Origin of the sequence: Arthrobacter sp. UYCu512, assembly GCF_040547075.1 — a bacterium.
Taxonomy (GTDB): domain Bacteria; phylum Actinomycetota; class Actinomycetes; order Actinomycetales; family Micrococcaceae; genus Arthrobacter.
Genome location: NZ_JBEPPA010000002.1, coordinates 190,748 through 207,666, shown reverse-complemented (window position 1 = coordinate 207,666; position 16,919 = coordinate 190,748). Strand labels below are relative to the sequence as shown.

Here is a 16,919-nt window from a genome sequence, read left to right as displayed (position 1 = left end):
AACTCGCGCGTGGCGGACAACACTCTTGAATCCCTCTTCTCCCGGCTGGGCAGGTCTCCGGATGTGGAGGCGCCCAACCTGCAGGCCTGGGACGCAACGGACCCGCTCCTGCTCGAGGCCGCCGGCGGACTGCTCGCGGACGGGCTGCTGCCTCCGGGCGGACGGCTGGCCATCGTGGGGGACCGGTACGGAGCGTTGACCCTCGGCGCGCTGGCGCTGAACAGGTGGAACACCGGGGAGCCGGGCGCGCTGAATGGCCCGGTCCGTGTGCACCAGGACCTCATCACCGGGGAACGTGCCCTCCGCAACAACGCGGAGAAGCTAGGCGTCGACGGCGGTTTTGAGCAGTTTCCGCTCGGCGCCGGGCTGCTGTCCGGTGCCACCCTGGTGTTGCTCCAGCTGCCCAAGTCGCTGGCTGAGCTCGAGGAGATTGCCGACGCCGTCGCCCGCTACGCCGCGCCCGACGTTGTGCTGCTGGCCGGCGGCCGGGTCAAACACATGAGCCTGGGCATGAACGCCGTGCTGGAGCGTCACTTCGGTGAAGTCCAGCCGCAGCGTGCCCGGCAAAAGTCCCGGATCCTGCTGGCCCGGCGTCCCCGCCCCGCCACCGGGGCCCAGCCGTTCCCCAGCACGGAGGTCAATACCGACCTGGGACTGGCTGTCTGTGCCCGGGGCGCAGTCTTTGCCGGCACCGGGCTGGACATCGGCACCCGGTTCCTGCTGGAGTTCCTGCCCCGGATGCCGGCCGCACGGCACGCCGTCGACCTCGGCTGCGGGACCGGCATCCTCGCCGCCATGTATGCCCGCAGCCACCCCGGTTCCCGGGTCACGGCGACGGACCAGTCCGCCGCCGCCGTCGAGTCCGCCCGAGCCACGGCGCAGGCCAACGGCCTCGGTGACCGGATCACGGCCCTGCAGGACGATGCGATGGCCTCACTCCCGGAGGCCAGCGCGGAGCTAATCCTGCTCAACCCGCCCTTCCACGTCGGTGCGGCGGTGCATTCCGGGGCTGGCATCAAACTGATCGAGGCGGCGGGCCGGGTGCTGGCTCCGGGTGGGGAGCTCTGGACGGTGTTCAACAGCCACCTGCACTACCGGCCCACGCTGCAGCGGCTTATTGGCCCCACCCGCGAGGTCGGAAGAAACCCTAAATTCACCGTGACAGCGAGCATCCGGAAATCCGCTGCAGTGTGAAGCGGGGTGTATGGGCCGCCACCGGAGCTTAACGTACGATTCTGAGATAAGCAGTGCGCAGCCAAAGACGTTTAGGGGTATCAGTGCCTGAAATCCGCCAGCCCTCGCCGAGGCGCGGAACCAACTTGCCGCGGATGGGGGATTTCAACCTCACGGTGATCCTCGACGCCATCCGTCGGTCCCCGGCGGGCCTTAGCCGGGTGGAACTGGCGCAGATTGTCGGGCTGTCCCCGCAGACGATCTCCAACATCTCCCGGCGGCTGCTGGACCAGGACCTGATCTACGAGGCGGGCAAGGAAGGCACCGGCCCGGGCAAGCCGCGGACCATGCTCAGGCTCAAGTCCTCCGGGATGTACGCCGTGGGTGTCCATCTGGATCCCGCCGTCATAACGTTCGTCGTGCTGGACCTGGTCGGAGCAGTGGTCAAGCATTCCCGGATCAAGACCCCGATGGGCTCGGATCCCGGCGCCGTTATCAACACCATCGCCGCCGAAATCAAGCAGCTGATCTTGGATTCCGGCGTCGACCCCGCGCGGATCGCCGGCCTCGGCGTCGCTTCTCCCGGACCGATCGACCTGGAGGAGGGCTCGGTGGTTGACCCTCCGCTCCTGCTCGGTTGGGACCGCGTGCCGCTCCGGGATGCGCTCGCAGCGGCGACGGGGCTGTCCACCATCGTGGATAAGGATGTAACAAGCGCCGCTGTGGCGGAGACCTGGGCGGGCGGTCCGAGCGGCTCCGGCAGCTTCGTGTTTATGTACATGGGCACCGGCATCGGCTGCGGGATCGTGCTCAATGACGAGGTGGTCCGCGGCACCTCCGGCAACGCCGGCGAGATCGGGCATATCATCGTGGATCCTGACGGCCCGCCGTGCGTGTGCGGGGCGCGCGGCTGCGTCCTGTCCTCCTGCATCCCGCAGGTCCTGGTGGCCCGCGCCGTCGAAACGGGGGTCCTGGCGGGACCCCTTGCGGTCCAGACAGGTCCTGCCCTCCAGGAGAGCTTCGCCGCGCTGTGCGCGGCGGCGGTCGCAGGCGAGCCCCGGGCCGAGGCGATCATTGACCATTCCGCCGTGCTGGTGGCCCGCGCCGTCTCCATCGTTACCAACGCCTTGGACGTGGACCGTGTGGTTTTCGGCGGCCCGTTCTGGACCTGCCTCTCACAGCGCTACCTTGAACGGGTCCCGGAGCTCGTCCGGGACGGCAGCGCCACCCGGAAGATCCACGAGATCGAAGTGGTCGGCACCGGCGTCGGCGAGGACGTCGGCGCTGTCGGCGCCGCCTGCCTCGTGCTTGAACACACGCTGGCACCGCGCTCGCAGCGCCTCCTGCTGGACGGCTAAAGCCTGCCGGCAGGCGTCAGTCGATGTCCTCCACAACGGAACCGAACGGGATGGTGGAGTCCAGATGGGCCTGGTGGTCGTGCGGGTGCACCACAACCCGGACGCCGTGCATCTTGTCCGCCGCGGACTGCATCAAAATCGGACGCACGGCGTTGATGAAACTCTCGCTCTTGCCGGCGAGGTACTCCTGGTAGCTGGCTGGAAGCTGGATCATGGCAAAAGAATAGTCCTGCGCGGGTGTGAAAGGCAGATGCCGGCGCCAACACTTCCGCCGGGTATACCGTCCGCAAACCGGCCCCTGGCGCATTAAAGCGAAGAATGTTCTGTCACCAGCCGGAAAGTTCCGTAAGAGCACGTCTTAATTCGGCAGCGGACTTGAACGCTGACCGGGCGGGCCGTAAAGTTCTATCCAAGTTACCCCGGTAACGTGTCAGCGATCCTCCGCTGAAGGCCTGCCCACCGGCGGCCCAGGAGGGTGTGGGTGCCCCCATGTGGGCCTGACATTTGCTCACGGAATACTTCGTATCAGGCGTAACAGTCGCGGCTGCGTCCTGCTGGAGTCTCCTCCGTGTTCCCCAAACTCAATTCACCGACGGCAACGCCGTCAGTGGTCACAGCCAAGGACGCAAATGTCTCCACCAAGCCTTATTGACACCCATCCAGATCTTGCCGGAATGGCTCCTGTCGCCCTCTCCTACGAGCTATTCCCGCCGCGGTCACCCGCTGCCACGGAATCGCTCTGGACCACCATCGGCGAACTCGAAAGCACGGACCCGGACTACGTGTCCGTGACCTACGGCGCCAGCGGCTCGAACCGGACCACCGCCGTCGAACTGATCAACCGGCTTGTCCAGGAGACCACGCTGCGGCCGCTGGCGCACCTGACCTGCGTTGGAAACTCACCGCAGGAGCTCGCCGACATCATCGGCGAACTGCTCGACGTCGGCGTGCGTGGCATCCTTGCCCTGCGCGGCGACCAGCCCAAAGACGGCGTTGTGCCGCCCGCGGGTTCGCTGCGCTACGCACAGGACCTGATTGAGCTCATCCGCCGGGTCGAACAGCGCCGGTTCGCGCTGCTCTGCGCCGGTAAGGTGGCGATCGGCGTCGCTGCCTACCCCACCCGGCACCCGGAGTCCCCGAGCGAAGCGCATGATGTGGAGGTGCTCCTGGCCAAGCAGCGCTCCGGCGCGGACTTTGCCATCACCCAGGTGTTTTTCCACACCGGGCAGTACGCGGACCTGCTGGCACGGGCACGCCGGGCCGGCGTCACCATCCCGATTATTCCGGGGGTTATGCCGCTCACCAGCGTCCGCCGGCTCACCCGCCTCAGCGAGCTGACCGGCGTCGCGCCGGACCCGGTCCTCATCGACCGGCTCACCGCCGCGGGCACCGACACCGACCGGACCCGGATCGGGGTCGGCGCCACAGTGGACTTGGCTAACGCGGCGCTGGACGCTGGAGCCCCCGGGTTGCACCTCTATACCTTCAATGAACATGCCGCTGCACTGGACGTGCTGGACAAACTCGCGCTGCCGCGCCCGCGGAGCGCCAGCCGGCACAGAAGCCACCAGCGCACGGCCGGACGCCGACAGCTCGCCGGCTGACGGCTCACCAAAAACTCTCCTCCGCACCACACCACCAACTTCTAGGACTTCCCATGACTGACACGCTCACCCCCTTCCCGTCCGCTTCGATCCTGGGCTACCCGCGCATCGGCCGGCGCCGCGAACTCAAGAAGGCCGTCGAGGCTTACTGGGCCGGCAGCATCGATGCCGCGGCCCTCGATGCTGCAGCCAAGGAGATCCAGCTCGGCGCCGCCAAGCGCCTCCAGGGCCTGGGCCTGACCGAGGCGGCAGCAGTGCCCGGCACCTTCTCCTACTACGACCAGGTGCTCGACGCCGCCGCCCACCTCGGCGCTGTGCCCGCCCGCTTCGGTAACCTCCTGGATGCCGGGGGCCAGCTTGGCATCGACGGCTACTTCACCCTGGCCCGCGGCACCAAAGACCAGCAGCCACTGGAAATGACCAAGTGGTTCGACACCAACTACCACTACCTCGTCCCGGAAATCGGCCCGGAAACCGATTTCTCGCTGACTTCCAGCCGCATCGTTGAGGAATTCGCCTACGCTTTGGCCAACGGCGTCGAGACCCGGCCGTACCTCGTCGGCCCGGTCACCTTCCTGTTGCTGAGCAAGGCCTCCGGGGACGCCCCCGCCGGCTTCAGCCCGCTCTCGCGCCTGGCGGACGTCCTGCCGGTGTACACAGTCCTGCTGGAGAAGCTCGCCGCCGCCGGGGCCAGCTGGGTCCAGCTCGACGAGCCCGCCCTGGTGGTGGACCAGGACACCCCCGCCGAAGAGATCCAGGCCGCCGTCGCCCGTTCCTACGAGGTGCTCGCCGCCGCCGCCAACCGCCCCCGGCTGTTCGTCTCCACCCCCTACGGCGCGCTCGACGGCCAGCTCGGCACGCTCGCCGCCACCGGCATCGACGCCCTGCACCTGGACGTCTACAAGGGCGGAGTGCCCGCCGCGGCGGCCCTGGCCGCGCTGGGCAATACAACCCTCGTCGCAGGCGTTGTGGACGGCCACAACATTTGGCGCAACGATCTTGCCGCCTCGGCCGGGAAGCTCACCGAGCTCCGGAAGTCCGTCGCCCGGCTGGCCGTCAGCACCTCCACCACCACCGCGCACGTTCCGCACGACGTCGACGAGGAAGTCCAGCTCCCCGCGCAGCTGCGCAGCTGGCTCGCCTTCGCCGACCAGAAGGCTACCGAAGTTGTTACCCTGGCCGGTTGGCTGACCGAGCCGGAAGCAGCCCGGCCCGCCATCGAGGCGGCCACCCGCATCATCGCCGATCGTGCCGCAGCCAAGGGCGTCCGCCGCGACGAGGTCCGGAACCGCACCGCCGCGCTGACCGGTGCCGACTTCAGCCGCTCCGCCTACGCCGTCCGCGAAGCCGCGCAGTCAGCGGCGCTGCACCTGCCCCCACTGCCGACCACCACCATCGGCTCCTTCCCGCAGACCGGTGAGATCCGCACCGCCCGGGCCCGCGCCAACAAGGGCGCGATCAGCGCCGAACAGTACGGGCTGCTGATGAAGGATGAGATCAAGCGTGTTGTGGAGCTGCAGGAAGAGCTCGGTTTCGACGTCCTGGTTCATGGTGAGCCGGAGCGCAACGACATGGTCCAGTATTTCGCCGAAAACCTCGAGGGCTTCGACGTCACGGTGCACGGCTGGGTCCAGTCCTACGGCTCCCGCTGCACGCGCCCGTCCATCCTGTGGGGCGATGTCACCCGCGGTGCACCGATCACAGTGGACTGGGCCAGCTATGCGCAGTCCCTCACCGGCAAGCCGATGAAGGGGATGCTCACCGGACCGGTCACCATCCTCGCCTGGTCCTTCGTCCGCGACGACCAGCCGCTCGGCGAGACCGCCAACCAGGTGGCGCTGGCCCTGCGCGATGAGATCACGGACCTCGAAGCTGCCGGCATCAAGATCATCCAGGTGGACGAGCCAGCCCTGCGCGAACTCCTGCCGCTGCGCACGGCGGACCAGGCCGCGTACCTGGACTGGTCGGTGAACTCCTTCCGCCTCGCCACCGCGGGCGCCGCGGATGCCACACAGATCCACACGCACCTGTGCTACTCCGAGTTTGGCGCCATCATCGACGCGATCGACGGCCTCGACGCCGACGTCACCTCGATCGAGGCCGCCAGGTCCCGGATGGAGGTTGTGCATGATCTTCAGTCCCATGGCTTCAGCCGCGGCGTCGGCCCGGGTGTGTATGACATCCACTCGCCGCGCGTCCCGGGCGAGCAGGAAGTCACCGAGCTGCTCAGCACCGCCGTCAGGCACGTCCCGTCCCGCCAGCTCTGGGTCAATCCGGACTGCGGCCTGAAAACCCGCGGCTACGCCGAAACCGAAGAATCCCTGCGCAACCTCGTCGCCGCCACCCGCACGGTGCGCGCCGGGCTGCTTGCGGCGGCCAACTAGCCCAGCGCCAGGTACGACGCCGGCCGGTCACCCCGCAAAGGTGACCGGCCGGCGTCGTACGTTTGAAGTTGTGCCCGTGAAGTCAGCTCTCCCAGAGGATCTCATCATCCACGACGCCGTCCTCGTCCGCCGAAGCGACCAGGACTTCGTCGGTGAAATGGTTTCCGAGGGTGAAATCCAGGACGAAGTAGCGCTCCGGCTGGCCGGGGAAAATCCCCACATGGCCCAGTTTCAGGGCCTTGAGGAATACCTCATTGGTCAATTGGCTCTTGTCCGTGATGCCAAAGACCTTCTGCAGGTGTTCGGCCTTAATCGCGTTGCAGTGAAAATGGCGGTATTCCTGCGGGCTGGTTCCGTCTTCATCGAGTTCCTCGGCGATCATGTCGCGGACCTCGTCCACAAGCTCGGGCAGGAACCGGAGGCGGTAGTCGACCTTGCGCAGGGCCGCTTCATCGAAGTGGTCGTGCGCTTGGACATTTAAGTCAAGCTCCAGGGTTTGACCCGCCAGATCATGCTTGGCGGAGAAATTATGGTCTCTCCCGTGGTTGAGCTCGACTTCTCCGAAATGCTGGCTGGCTACCTTGCTCATACTTTCAACATAGCCCTGAATACCGCTCCGTTCCAGCGTTCGCCCTGCCTTTTTAGCGCAGGATCACCAGCGCGAGGGTTCCTGATCGCCCCGGTCTGGGATGTCCTTGGCATCCCGGGAAACAAACGGATCGTGTTCCACAACGTTGTCAACGTCGGAGATCAGGACGTCATGGGACTCGGCGTTTTCGATCGCCAGGGCCCGTTCCGAGGCGTGCCGTGGCTGCGGCGCCTCGGCCATCAGGGTGTCGACGGCCGCGGTGGATGGCTCGGGGCTTGGCAGGATTTCCGCCGGGACTGCCGTCCCGGCCGGGGCGCCGCGGCGGCGCAGCAGCTGCATCCAGCGCGGTGTATTGCCGAGGATCCCGTTCTCGGCGAGTTCTTCCACTTCCAGGCCGTAGAAGTCACCGATGTGGTCTACCAGTTGGGCGCGGCGGGCCCTGTCGTAGGCCCGGCGCTCACGGCTGAAGGCGATGAACGTGGACCAGCAAATCAGCAGCATCACCACGCTGAAAGGCAGCGCGATGATAATCGCCGCGGTCTGCAGGGCCACCAGCCCGCCGGAGATCAGCAGGGAGATGGCCAGGACCGCTGTGATCAGGACAAAGAAGGTCCTGATGCGTTTCTTCGGGTTGACCTGGCCGCCGGTGGCGATCATGCCCATCACCAGGGCCCCGGAGTCCGAGGAGGTGATAAAGAAAATGGCGATCAGCAGGATGACGCCCACAGTCAGGACCGGAGTGCCGGGGATGAAGTCGAGCATGCTGAACAGGGCGCTGGAGACATTGACACTGCCGTCGGACTCCAGGAGTGTGCCGTTGCCGCCGAGTTCGACAGCGAGGGCTGTGCCGCCAAGGACGCTGAACCAGAGGATGCCGATCAGGGTCGGGACCAGGATGACGCCGGCAACAAACTGGCGGACCGTGCGGCCCTTGGAAATCCGGGCAATGAAAATACCAACAAAGGGGGCCCAGGAAATCCACCAGCCCCAGTAGAACGAGGTCCAGGAGGCTTGCCATGCTTCGCCGGCAGCACCGGTGAAGGCATTGACGTTAAAGGAGAGCGAAACGAAGTTCTGGACGTAGGCGCCCATGGACTGGACAAATTCGCGCAGCAGGAAGGTCGACGGGCCAAAGACCAGCAGGTAGACCACCAGCAGGCCGGCGAGCACGAGGTTGATGCTGGAGAGCCATTTCATGCCCTTGGTCAGTCCGGAGAGGACGGAGAGCAGGACGAAGAAGGAAATGATGATGATAATAACGATTTCGGAGCCACGGCTGGCTTCCACCAGGTTGATGCTTTCCAGCCCGGCGCTGATCTGCAGCACACCCAGGCCCAAGGAGGTCGCCACGCCGAACAGGGTGCCCACCAAGGCGACAACGTCGATGGCGTTTCCCCACGAACCCTGCACCCGCTTGCCCAGCAGCGGTTCAAGGGCCCAGCGGATGGACACGGGCCGTTTGCGGCGGTGGATCGCGTAGGCGAGGGCAAGTCCGATCACCACGTAGATGGACCAGGCGTGGACCCCCCAATGCAGGTACGTCTGGCTGAGCGCTTGCTGGGCCAGTTCCGAGGGGGTACCGCTCACCCCGGGCCGGGGATTGGCGAAGTGGCTCAGCGGTTCGCTGACACCATAAAAAACCAGGCCGATGCCCATGCCGGCTGCGAACAGAAGCGCAAACCAGGCCAGCAGGGAAAACTCGGGTTCGTCGTCGTCGTGGCCGAGCTTGATGTCGCCAAAACGGCTGAAGCCAAGGAAGAGGCTAAAGGCAACAAAGAAGCTGGTAATCAGGACGTAGTACCAGTTGAAGGAGTTCACGATGTTTGACTGGATGGTGCTGAACATTGCTTCGGCGGTCTTGGGAGCCAGCAGTGCAAATGCCGCGAAAACGGTCACCAGCACTGCAGCGGGCCAGAAGACCCACCGTTCTACGATTCGGGGTCTAGTATTTTCGGCCATCCTTCTAGCCTAACTGCCTGAGAGCCGGCTGGGAGCAGGGATTCCTGGCAGCTAGGGTGCGGACACCGTTGCCGGCGGCAACGTCCGGGTACATTTATGACATGCAACCCGCAGCCGCCGCCGTCGCCCGCGCCCGTGAAATTTTTGACAGCGGAGCCACGCGTCCGTTGGCCTGGCGGCTTGAAAGGCTCGCCGGATTGCGCCGGATGCTGGCCGATCACAGCGACGATTTTGCCGAAGCGCTGGGCAGCGATCTGGGCAAACACGCGACCGAGTCGCTGCTGGCGGAAGTCGGATTTGTCACAGCAGAAGCCGCGCATCTGGAAAAAAACCTCAAAGGATGGCTGCGGCCGCGTGCCGTCGCCGTGCCGCTTGCGGTCCGGCCCGCCAAAGCCTGGACCGAGCTGACCCCGCTCGGCGTGGTGCTGGTGATCGGGCCGTGGAACTACCCGCTGCAGTTGCTGCTGGCGCCGCTGGCCGGTGCGCTCGCCGCCGGCAACACAGCCGTGCTGAAACCCAGCGAGCAGGCGCCCGCGACCTCGGCGGCCCTGGCCCGGTGGATACCCGAATATTTGGCCGGGGCGGTGCAGGTGGTGGAAGGCGGAATCCCGGAAACCACTGCGCTGTTGGCTGCGCAGGTTGACCATATTTTCTTCACCGGCGGGGAAACGGCCGCCAAAGTGGTGCTGCGCGCGGCGGCGGAGAACCTGACACCGGTAACCCTGGAGCTCGGCGGCAAGTCACCGGCCTATGTGGACGCCTCCACGGACCTGGCCGGGGCGGCCAAGCGGATCGCCTGGGGGAAGTTCATAAATGCCGGGCAGACCTGTGTGGCGCCCGACTATGTCCTGGCCACCAAGGACGTGTTGGTGCCGCTGGAGCGAGAGCTGGTTAAGGCAATCGGCGAGCTCTTCGGGCCGGATGCTTCCCGCAGCGACTCCTACGGCCGGATCGTCAACGATCAGCACTTCGCGCGCCTCGCGGCCCTCGCCGACGGCAGCACAGTCGTCCACGGCGGCCAACGGAACGCCGCGACCCGGTACTTCGCCCCGACCCTGCTTCGGCCCGCTCCCGGGGACGCCCTGATGGGGGAGGAGATCTTCGGTCCGCTGCTGCCGCTGGTTCCCGTCGCCGGGCGGGAGGAAGCCATCCGGAGAATCAACGACGGCGCCAAGCCGCTGGCGCTGTACGTGTTCAGCGGCGACGAGGGCACCCGCCGGGCATTCGCGGACCAGACATCGTCGGGGGCGCTGTGCTTCGACGTCCCCGCGGCGCACCTGATGGTTCCGGGGCTGCCGTTCGGCGGCGTCGGCGCCAGCGGGATGGGCGCGTATCACGGGGAGTATTCACTGCGGACCTTTTCACACGAGCGGGCAACCCTGGCCAAGCCGCTGCGGCCGGACACGCTGGAACTGATTTATCCGCCCTACAACAAAACCAAACGCTGGGTCGTCAGCACGCTGGTGGCACCCGTTGGCAAGCGGTTCCGCAAGAACTGACTCACCCGTTGCCGGTGACGGCACGCTGGACGGACGGTGAATTGAACGTTTCGCCCAATAGCTCGACAAACAGCTGCACCTGGGCTGTCTGCTTTTCATTGATCAGCAGGGCAAAAACGTTGCGGGCCAGCCGGATCTCCGGAACGTCCAGCACCACCACACCGGCCGGGCGGTGCAGCAGGGCCAGTTCGGGAACCAGCGCAGCCCCCAGCCCGGCCGCGGCCATCTCCAGGCTGGCATGGAAGTCATCGCTGTACGCCACCACCCGGGGGTGCAGGTTGCAGCTGGCGAAGAGGCGCTCGATCACCGTGGCGTCGGATGTGCCGGGATGATGCACAATCCAGGGCATGTCCGAGAGGTGGTCGGCCGCGATCTTCGAATCCGTGCCGATGCCCCAGGCGGCCGGCAGCACCACCCGGAAGTTGTCATCGCCGATCCACTGCCGGTTGACGGTGTGCGGCCAGGCGAGGCCCGACTGCCCCACCTGGTACACCAAGGCGACGTCGAGTTCGCCGCCGGTGCGCAGGCCCTGGATGGTCTGGGCCGGCTCAGCGACGGAGACCCGCAGGTCGATGCCAAGCTTCTTCCAGGCCGGGTTCGCCAGGATCCGGGGCAGCACATAGGTGGCCAGGCTGGGGAAGATGCCCAGCCTGAGTTCCTGCCGGGTGGTGTCACCGGTGCGGGAGGCCGCCGCCATCAGCGCCTCGATGTCGGTGAGCACCTTGGCCGCGTGCCGGGTCATAACCTGGGCGGCCTCGGTGGGGTGGATGCTGCGGGCCGAGCGCTGGAACAGTTCGACGCCGGTGTCACGCTCCAGGGCGGACATCTGCTGGGAAACGGCCGACGCCGTGTACCCGAGGCGCGTGGCGGCGGCCGCGAAGGACCCGAGCCGGGTCACTTCGACCAGGGTCCGCAGATGGACGGGGTTAATCAAGGGGTGCCCTTCTCGGATTCCGGTGAGGCGGGACCGCAATCCCGCTTCATTCTGGCACATTGGTTTCAAGCAGAAAGCTGGGGAACCGCACACATCCGCGGGCGCCTCGGCGACGAATTGCCCGTAAGAAGTTTAACCAGGACGATCCAGGCAATGGATAGAGCAGCCAACAGGAGCAAATCAGTGTCAGATGCAGCAGGGATTCCGCAAGGCCGGCGGATCGCCGTGATTGGCAGCGGCGTGGCGGGGCTGACCGCCGCGTACGTCCTGAACCGTGAGGACTCTGTCACCGTCTTCGAAGCCGATTCCCGGCTGGGCGGCCACGCCCACACCCACGACGTGCCGCAGGACGGTGGGCCGGTGCTGGGCATCGACACCGGCTTTATCGTTCACAACGAACGCACCTACCCCACGTTGCTCCGGCTCTTCGCGGAGCTGGGCGTTGAAACCCAGGACTCCGAAATGTCCATGTCCGTCCGCTGCGACGGCTGCGGTCTGGAATACGCCGGTGCCCGGGCCAAGGGCCGCGGGATCCTTCCGGGGCCTGCCACCTTGCTGCGCGGACGATACCTGCTGATGCTGCTGGAGGTGATGCGCTTCTACCGGAAGGCCCGCGCCCTGCTCGCCGAGACGGATCCGGCCGGTACCGACATCACGCTGGCGGAGTTCCTGGCCCGGGAGAAGTTCAGCCGCTACTTCATCTCGCACTTTATGACCCCGATCGTGAGCGCCGTCTGGTCCTGCGACCCGGCCACGGCGCTCGCGTACCCGGCCCGCTACCTCTTTACCTTCCTCGGCCACCACGGCCTGCTCGGAGTATCCGGTTCACCGCAGTGGCGCACCGTCACCGGCGGCTCACGCTCCTACGTGGACAAGCTTGCGGCCACGCTGGACGATATCCGGCTCGCCAGCCCGGTCACCGGCGTGCGCCGGCACGCGGACGGCGTGGAACTAACGACCGGAAACGCCGACGCCGGCTTCCGCACCGAAAACTTCGACGCCGTGGTGATCGCCACCCACCCGGCCCAGGCGCTGGGCATGCTCACCGACGCCTCGCCCGCGGAGCAGGCCGCGCTCGGCGGCATGCCGTACTCGGTCAACCACACCGTCTTCCACCGCGATGCCGCCGTGCTGCCCGCCAGTGACAATGCCAAGGCGTCCTGGAACTACCGGCTGCCCGCCTGTGACGCCCGCCCGGACAAGGTCCTGGTCAGCTACGACATGACCCGGCTGCAGCGGCTGGACACCGCCGACGGCGGACGCTACATCGTCAGCCTCGGCGAGTCCGAGCTGATTGCCGACCATACGGTGCTTGACCGGATGGTCTACGAGCACCCGCAGTACACACCCGAATCGCTCCGGGCCCAGCGGCAGATCCTGGCCCTCGGGGACGCGCGGCTGGCCTTCGCCGGCGCCTACCACGGCTGGGGATTCCACGAAGACGGCGCCCTTTCCGGGGTCCGGGCCGCGGAACGGCTCGGTCGCAGCTGGGACGTCCCCGCCGTGGCCCTGAACGCGGAGTACCGCGCCGTCGCGATCGATCCGGACCTGCAAAGCGCCGCCGCGGAGGGCTTATGAGCGCCGCGGCGGCCATCTACCGCACCTCGATCGCGCATGTGCGGCGCACCCCGCTGAAGAACGCTTTCACGTACCGCAGCTACAGCTGGTATGTCGACGTCGACCGGCTGCCCAGGGTGCCCCGGCTGCTGCGTCCGCTGGCCGATTTTCGTGTCGCGGACCACCTGGGTGACCCGGAGGGCACGCTGCGCGGGAACGTGGAGGCGTTCCTGGCCACCCGCGGGGTCACCCTGGACGGCGGCCGGATCACGATGCTTGCCAGTGCCCGGGTATTCGGGCACGTGTTTAATCCGCTGAGCCTGTTCTGGTGCCACGACGCTGCCGGGGAACTGCGCTGCGTTGTCGCGGAGGTCCATAACACCTACGGTGAACGGCACTGCTACCTGCTGGAGACGGACGACGCCGGCCGGGCCAGCGTGCCGAAGGCCTTTTACGTTTCACCGTTCAACGACGTCGACGGCGAGTACCGGATGAAACTGCCGGAACCCGGCGCACGGCTCGCCGTCTCGATAGTGCTGGAACGCGAAGGGCACCGGCCTTTTATCGCCAGCATGGACGGTGAACGGCACGACGCCACGGTGCGGACGATCCTCGCCACGGCGCTCGCCGTCCCGCTTGCGCCGCTGCGCGTCTCGGCGCAGATCCGCTGGCAGGGAATCAAACTTTGGGCACGCCGGCTGCCCCTTATCAAACGACCGCACCACCCTTCCCAGGAGGCAGTACAGTGACAATGACCGAAGCGACCGGATCGGGCGCGGCGCGCCGCGAGAATGAGGCCGCAGCCCCTTACACCGTTCCGCAGCCTCCGGCGGTGGTTGACGCCGCCATCTGGCCCAGCATCGCCACCGTCCCCTCAAGCCTGAAGGCGCGGCTGGCCGGCCGCGCTGCTGACGCCATCTTCAAAGCCGCGGTCCGCCGGCTCCCGCTGGAGGTCCGCTATCCGGACGGGACCGTCCTGGGCAAGGCAGCCACGCCGGGCCACCGCTACCCGGTTATGACCATGAACCGTCCCCAGGCCTTTGCGGCCCGGCTCGGCGACGGCGGATTGATCGGCCTGGGCGAGTCCTTTATGGCCGGCGATTGGGACGCTGACAATCTGACAGCCGTGATGGAGGTTTTTGCCGCCCGCGTCGGGACCCTCGTGCCGGAGCCGCTGCAGAAACTGCGTGCGTTCTACCTGCCGCGCCAGCCGCGCAAGGAACGCAACACCGAGCAGAACACCCGCTCGAACATCTCCCGGCACTATGACCTTTCCAACGAACTGTTTTCCACGTTCCTGGACGAGACCATGACCTACTCCAGTGCGCTGTTCCCGGAGCCCGGCGAGGCCCTCAAAAGCGTGGCCTGGGACGGTTTTGCCGCGGCGCAGCAGGCCAAGATCGACCGCCTGCTGGACAAGGCCGGCGTCGGGGCGGGCACCCGGGTGCTGGAAATCGGCACCGGCTGGGGCGAGCTCGCCCTCCGGGCAGCACAGCGCGGGGCCACCGTTTACTCCGTCACCCTCTCCAGCGAGCAGCAGGAACTTGCCCGCAAGCGGGTCGCCGACGCGGGGTACGCCGACGCCGTCACAATCGAACTGAAGGACTACCGCGCGGTTGAAGGCGAGTACGACGCCGTCGTCTCCGTGGAGATGATCGAAGCCGTGGGCTTCGAATACTGGGCTACGTATTTTCAGACGATCGAGCGTCTCCTGGCCCCGGGCGGAAAGGTCGCCATCCAGGCCATCACCATCGCCCACGACCGGCTGATGGCCACCCGCACCAGCTACACCTGGGTGCACAAGTACATCTTCCCCGGCGGCGTCATTCCCTCGGTGCGCGCCATCGAGGACACCACGGCCAAGCAGACGGGACTGCGCGTGCGCGAACGCCTGGCCATGGGGGAGCACTACGCCCAGTCGCTCAGGCTCTGGGAAGAGCGCTTTATGGCCCGCTCCGCCGAGGTCCGGGCGCTGGGCTTCGATGAGATCTTCCAGCGTATGTGGCTGTTCTACCTCTGCTACTCCCGGGCAGGCTTCGAAACCGGCTACCTCGACGTGCAGCAGATCGTGCTGGACCGTCGGACAGTGGGCGAGTCGAACAACGGATCCGCCGAATGACGGCGCCGCTGGCCACAATGGTCGAGGAGGTCCTGCGGCCGCTTGCCGGCGGGGAGCTCCCCGTCCGGCTCGTCGCCTGGGACGGCAGCGAGGCCGGTCCGGCCGGCGCCCCGGTGGTCCGGCTCAACTCCCCGGATGCCATCCGGCGCCTGCTCTGGGCGCCGGGGGAGCTGGGCGCCGCGCAGGCATATGTCACCGGTGAGCTGGATCTCGACGACGACCTGAACAGCACCCTCGAGCACCTCTGGAAGGTGGTACGGGACCGGGGCCTCGCCGGTATCCGCCCCACGCCGGCGGTGCTGGCCGGCGTCGCACGGATTGCCCGCGCCGCCGGGGCTCTCGGCGCGCCGCCGCCGCCGCCGGCCAGCCAGGCCAGGGTCAAGGGACGGCTGCACAGCCTCCTCCGGGACCGTGCCGCGATCAGCCACCACTACGACCTCAGCAACGATTTCTATGCGCTGATCCTGGACCCGCAGATGGCCTACTCCAGCGGCTACTGGACGGATCGGGCAGCGGACGGCAGTTCGTCCCCGAACTACGGGCTGGAAGACGCCCAGCGGGACAAGCTGGACCTGGTCTGCCGCAAGATCGGGCTCAAGGCGGGGATGCGGATGCTGGACGTTGGCTGCGGCTGGGGCTCGCTGAGCCTGCATGCGGCGCAGTACTACGGCGTCGACGTCGTCGGCGTCACCCTCTCCGTGCAGCAGAAGGCGTTCATCGACGCCCGGATCAAGGAACGCGGCCTTGAGGGGCGCGTTGAGATCCGGGTCCAGGATTACCGGGAAATCCCGGACGGACCGTTCGACGCCGTCGCCTCCCTGGAAATGGGCGAACATGTTGGCCAGCAGAATTACCCCGTCTACGCCGCCGCCCTGTTTAATAACCTCGCCCCTGGTGGCCGGGTGCTGGTCCAGCAAATGTCCCGGCGGGGCAAGCATCCCGGCGGGGGTCCTTTTATCGAGTCCTTTATTGCCCCGGACATGCACATGCGTCCGGTCGGGGACACGCTGGGCTTCCTGGAAGACGCTGGCCTGGAGGTCGAGGGCGTGCAGGGCATGCGCCGTGACTATGTCCGGACCCTCGAGGCCTGGTACGCGCGGTTCGAGGAGAACCACGCGGCCGCCGTCGAAATGATGGGGGCGGAAGTCGCCCGGGTCTGGCGGCTGTACTTGGTCGGCGCACTGCGCAGCTTTGCCGAACGCCGGATGGGCGTGGAGCAGATTCTCTGCAGCAGGCCGGAGACCGGCAGGTAACAGCAACTCTGAGTCGCCGTACGCCGGCGAAGGCGGGCACCCGGTGGGTGTCCGCCTTCTTAGTGTTTCCGGACACCACGACGGGTGCTTAACGCCACGCAGGGACCCGGTCCCCGGCTCCCGCGACACGCCGTCCACCCCACGACACGCAGGGAGTTAATTGTGCAAAGGTACTCCACAGCCTGTGGATTTCGTCCGTCAAAACGGCGGAATTCCGGACATTTTGAGCCACCCTGCCTGTGGACTGATGGTGCATTAAATGACATACTTGTAATACATCATCTTGGGGTCCACATCGGGCTCTTGCACAACATGTAGTATCGACATACAGTTCCAGCGGAGCAGCAGTGCTCGCCAGGCAAGACCAGTAACGGATCAGGATTCCTGTCCCGGACCGGCCCGCCCGGACCACTGGCACCAGAGCCTCAGCTCACCAGCAACAGCCTCTGCGCAGCACGCAGTTCGCCGTGGATTACGCAGTACCAAAGAC

The 16,919-nt window shown here is 66.6% G+C and carries 13 protein-coding genes; 9 read left to right on the top strand and 4 right to left on the bottom strand.

Annotated elements, in window-relative coordinates; genetic code table 11:
- The first annotated feature begins 9 nt into the window (after nt 1–9).
- Complete coding sequence (locus tag ABIB49_RS03530) at nt 10–1,194, top strand: class I SAM-dependent methyltransferase (RefSeq protein WP_354156705.1); 1,185 nt, start codon at nt 10–12, stop codon at nt 1,192–1,194.
- Nucleotides 1,195–1,277: 83 nt separating this feature from the next.
- The gene (locus tag ABIB49_RS03525; protein WP_354156704.1) at nt 1,278–2,531 is read left to right on the top strand and encodes an ROK family transcriptional regulator; all 1,254 of its coding nucleotides are present in this window, start codon (nt 1,278–1,280) and stop codon (nt 2,529–2,531) included.
- 16 nt (nt 2,532–2,547) lie between these two features.
- On the opposite strand, the gene ABIB49_RS03520 is transcribed toward ABIB49_RS03525, so the two are convergent.
- On the bottom strand, nt 2,548–2,745 hold the full coding sequence (locus ABIB49_RS03520; RefSeq protein WP_226774560.1) for a hypothetical protein: 198 nt from the start codon (nt 2,743–2,745) through the stop codon (nt 2,548–2,550).
- Nucleotides 2,746–3,160: 415 nt separating this feature from the next.
- Here ABIB49_RS03520 and ABIB49_RS03515 point away from each other — a divergent pair, with 415 nt between their 5' ends.
- Both ABIB49_RS03515 and metE read left to right on the top strand, forming a co-directional pair.
- Nucleotides 3,161–4,135, top strand: a complete 975-nt coding sequence (locus ABIB49_RS03515) for a methylenetetrahydrofolate reductase (RefSeq protein ID WP_354156703.1) — start codon at nt 3,161–3,163, stop codon at nt 4,133–4,135.
- A 53-nt stretch (nt 4,136–4,188) separates the two neighbouring features.
- Nucleotides 4,189–6,519, top strand: a complete 2,331-nt coding sequence (gene metE / locus ABIB49_RS03510; protein ID WP_354156702.1) for a 5-methyltetrahydropteroyltriglutamate--homocysteine S-methyltransferase — start codon at nt 4,189–4,191, stop codon at nt 6,517–6,519.
- Nucleotides 6,520–6,601: 82 nt separating this feature from the next.
- On the opposite strand, the gene ABIB49_RS03505 is transcribed toward metE, so the two are convergent.
- Together ABIB49_RS03505 and ABIB49_RS03500 are read right to left on the bottom strand one after the other, a co-directional pair.
- Nucleotides 6,602–7,108: a DUF2004 domain-containing protein gene (locus ABIB49_RS03505; protein ID WP_226774557.1), complete on the bottom strand. Its 507-nt coding sequence runs from the start codon at nt 7,106–7,108 to the stop codon at nt 6,602–6,604.
- 63 nt (nt 7,109–7,171) lie between these two features.
- Nucleotides 7,172–9,067, bottom strand: coding sequence for a BCCT family transporter (locus ABIB49_RS03500; protein ID WP_226774556.1), 1,896 nt, complete (start codon nt 9,065–9,067; stop codon nt 7,172–7,174).
- 101 nt (nt 9,068–9,168) lie between these two features.
- Between ABIB49_RS03500 and ABIB49_RS03495 the strand changes: the two genes are divergently transcribed.
- A complete protein-coding gene (locus ABIB49_RS03495) occupies nt 9,169–10,566 on the top strand; it encodes an aldehyde dehydrogenase family protein (RefSeq protein ID WP_354156701.1) in 1,398 nt (465 codons plus the stop codon).
- Between the two features lies 1 nt (nt 10,567).
- On the opposite strand, the gene ABIB49_RS03490 is transcribed toward ABIB49_RS03495, so the two are convergent.
- Nucleotides 10,568–11,500 (bottom strand): LysR family transcriptional regulator, encoded by a 933-nt coding sequence (locus ABIB49_RS03490; protein WP_226774554.1) that lies wholly within the window; start codon nt 11,498–11,500, stop codon nt 10,568–10,570.
- 183 nt (nt 11,501–11,683) lie between these two features.
- Here ABIB49_RS03490 and ABIB49_RS03485 point away from each other — a divergent pair, with 183 nt between their 5' ends.
- Genes ABIB49_RS03485 through ABIB49_RS03470 form a run of 4 tightly spaced genes read left to right on the top strand, consistent with a single transcriptional unit; the run spans nt 11,684 to nt 16,429 of the window.
- Complete coding sequence (locus ABIB49_RS03485) at nt 11,684–13,078, top strand: NAD(P)/FAD-dependent oxidoreductase (protein ID WP_282360255.1); 1,395 nt, start codon at nt 11,684–11,686, stop codon at nt 13,076–13,078.
- Nucleotides 13,075–13,806, top strand: coding sequence for a DUF1365 domain-containing protein (locus ABIB49_RS03480; protein ID WP_283479507.1), 732 nt, complete (start codon nt 13,075–13,077; stop codon nt 13,804–13,806). The genes ABIB49_RS03485 and ABIB49_RS03480 overlap by 4 nt, the downstream gene beginning before the upstream one ends.
- A 2-nt stretch (nt 13,807–13,808) precedes the next feature.
- On the top strand, nt 13,809–15,176 hold the full coding sequence (locus tag ABIB49_RS03475) for a class I SAM-dependent methyltransferase (protein WP_502913747.1): 1,368 nt from the start codon (nt 13,809–13,811) through the stop codon (nt 15,174–15,176).
- Nucleotides 15,173–16,429 (top strand): SAM-dependent methyltransferase, encoded by a 1,257-nt coding sequence (locus tag ABIB49_RS03470; RefSeq protein ID WP_282360253.1) that lies wholly within the window; start codon nt 15,173–15,175, stop codon nt 16,427–16,429. The genes ABIB49_RS03475 and ABIB49_RS03470 overlap by 4 nt, the downstream gene beginning before the upstream one ends.
- Nucleotides 16,430–16,919: the final 490 nt, after the last annotated feature.